General features: G+C 46.2%; 2 protein-coding genes. Both read left to right on the top strand.

Annotation, left to right across the window (positions count from 1 at the left end; genetic code table 11):
* The coding region (locus NXS99_RS09130; protein ID WP_259288363.1) for an LPXTG cell wall anchor domain-containing protein at positions 1–1,079 on the top strand (1,079 nt) is incomplete at its 5' end.
* Positions 1,080–1,778: 699 nt separating this feature from the next.
* Positions 1,779–3,015, top strand: a 1,237-nt coding sequence (locus tag NXS99_RS09125; protein ID WP_259288362.1) for a hypothetical protein, incomplete at its 3' end; no start/stop codon positions are given.

Here is a 3,015-nt window from a genome sequence, read left to right as displayed (position 1 = left end):
AGCCTGTTGCTGGTGTGGATTCTAAGAGCTTCGGTTTGGTTGATACGCCACAGAAGTCTTCTGATAAGGATGCTGCTACTGCATTTGTTCCTGCTGATGCCGGTAAGACTCCTGAGGAGATGTTCCCGAAGCTTGCTGCTATTAAGGGTGCTGGCAAGACTGTCGAGTTCACTGTTTCTGGTGGTAATCCTGATCAGGGCGAGTACAAGGTTGATGCTGATGGTGTTGTGACCTTTACGCCTAAGAAGGGTTTTGTTGGTGTTGCTGATCCTGCAACGGTGACGTTGTCGGTGAAGAATGCTGAGGGTGCGGTTACTGGTACGTATGCTGCGATGTATACGCCAGTTGTGGTTCCTGAGATTCCTTCGACGGAACAGATTGGTGAACCAGGCAAGCCTGTGAACGTCGAAAAGCCTTACAAAGATATCCCTGGCGTGGTTCCTGAGAGCATTGGTTTTGTTGATCCGAAGGATCCAACTGCTGATCCGAAGGATCCAACTGCTGATCCTAAGAAGGAACTGAAGGTTCCTGGTGAGGGTACCTGGAAGATTGATGGTGACGGCAAGATCACCTTTACTCCTGATGAAGGTTTCACCAAGACTCCTACCCCAGTGAATGTTGGTGGTAAGACCAAGGATGGTGATCCTGTGAAGCCTGGTACTATCACGGTGATTGAAAATGGTAACCCTGGTGGTTCTTCTGAGGTTCCTGATTGGGTGAAGAAGATCATTCCGTTTACTCCGTTGCTGCTGATCCCACTGCTTGGTGGTATTGCTGGTTCGTCGGGTACGCCTGTTGTTCCTGGTTCTTCTGCTCCTGGTCAGCCGGTTGCTCCGGTTGCTCCTAAGGCTCCTGAGGGTCCTGTTCAGAAGGGTATTGCAAAGCCTGCAGTTCCTGCTGATAATGGCGCTGCTCAGAAGGGTATTGCGAAGTCTCAGGCTGCACCTGTGAAGGGTGTTTCAAAGGTTCATGGTCTTGCAAATACTGGTGTTTCTGGTGTGACTGCTGCGTTTGCATTGGCGATCATGTCTATGATTGCTGGTTTGGGCGTGTTGGTATTGCGTCGTAACCGTAAGTAGTAGTTGCTAGTGTTCTTGCCTTGAGAACGAAATAAAAAATGGGTGGTCATCATGACCGCCCATTTTTTATGCGTACCATTTCTGTGCCGCAATCTATTTGTGCATACGCAAAAACAATTCTTTCAGACTAATTATTGGCATGACCTCGTTTTATTACGTAGTAGGTGAGTGTAGAAATGCGAGTAGTTTTTGTCGCAATATATCTAAAAACTGAAGCATACGACGATGCCTAATTGAGGTTGTGCTGCAAACCTGCTGATTCCGGTTTTTAGAGATTGATGAAGGACCTCCATAAGGTTTTATAGGGAAAGTAATGCTAAAGTATGAAAATTTCTAAGAATATGATCCGAAAAAACTCTGTTAGGGAAGTCGCTGATGTGAGTTGAGTGTTGGAAAAACTTGTGACTGTGCTATGAGATACAAACTTTCACTGCAAAACTCCTATTATTTACATAAATGATGTAATCCGTATATGCAGGTAAATGGATATTTACTTCATCTGTTTGATTGGTTGCGCCTTGAAGTGAAAATCAGATTAAATAGTAGGTAAATCGTTGAACAAAACATATGGGATAAGCAGGGAATTGTTAATATTTTTTAATAATTCTTACCTACTGGTGTAAGCTGTGGTGAGTACATCCATGTTGTGCGTGGTGACGCGTCTTGTGGGTATATCGTATTTTGAAGGAGCGCGTAGACGTGAAATATAAAAAGACAAATAAATGGGTGAGGTATGTATTCACCCCATCGATTGCGGTAGTAAGTGCGGCAGCGATGCTATCGGGCGTGGTGACGCCAGTTGCTCAGGCACAGACAGCTCCGCATCAAGGTTCCGGTAATCGTGATGACGGTACTCTTATTACTGAAGAGCATCCATGGTTTTCAACATTTGGAGCAAACTTCGAGTGGGCGGATTCCCGTTATAAGCTCGCGGCTACAGGAACGGACACTAAGGTAAATGGTTGGCCACTTATTTTAGGTCCAAATGCAGACACCGCTGGAGCTAATCCAGTGGATCGATACGATTCGCTGAAGGGTACTGGTAAGGACTTTTCGCTGGAATTGCAGCAACCAGAAAAGATTTATGCTTTTGGTCAACCTCCTGGTAAGCCTAATGCTGAATACTTTAGTCCAGCTGTTCAAGATGGTGACGGTTCGGGTATTTCCATTGCAGCCCGAAGTGATGGACCATTCCAACGTCTGCATGAAAATTGTTTCCTAGCGGAAGGCAATGATGAGGGCATTGATTATGCAACTCAAGGACTCGCAGGCCAAATTTTGCACTGTAAAGTCACTGATGCAAATCGTGCCATTGTCAAGGTAGTGTTCAATCCGAATCCGGCAAATCCTGGCGAAAGTGCTCAGCCGGTTTGGAATCCTGTGGTTAAGCTCAGCCAAGCTGTTACAGGCGAGGTTGGGTATGCAACGGATTTTGAATACCGTGTGAAGACAATTGACGGTGTTCCAGCAGTCGACTCTGGTCGAACCTTTGGACGGTTCGGTAGTGCCATTAATGCTGGTAGATTGGGTGCATATATCACTGATAAAGGTGTAGAAATCCGTCGTACGCGTGAGAGTATCACCTCGGTCAACGGTAATATGGAAACGCCAGAATGGAAACAATCAAATGGTACTGTTGGTGGCGGTGTAAGTATTTCTGGTGCTGTGAGCACCATGGAGATTGAGCTGTTGCCTACCGTCTATATCTATGATGATCCACAGGTTCGTCAAGGTGGCGCTGATATTACTCCTGGTGAAGATCCAGTTCCACCATCATCGACGCACGGTTTTGATATTGAGTTGCCATCGTCTGATTTAGGTGTTGCAAAGACTGGTCCTGCTGTGGCTGGTTTGGGTGAGACGATTTCTTGGAAGGTGACCGTTACTAAAAATGGTTCGGCAACTGGCCCAAGCCATGGTTATGTAGTGGCAGATG

Source organism: Corynebacterium sp. HS2168-gen11 (assembly GCF_024834075.1).
Classification (GTDB): Bacteria; Actinomycetota; Actinomycetes; order Mycobacteriales; family Mycobacteriaceae; genus Corynebacterium.
This window is presented reverse-complemented; position numbering and strand designations above follow the sequence as displayed.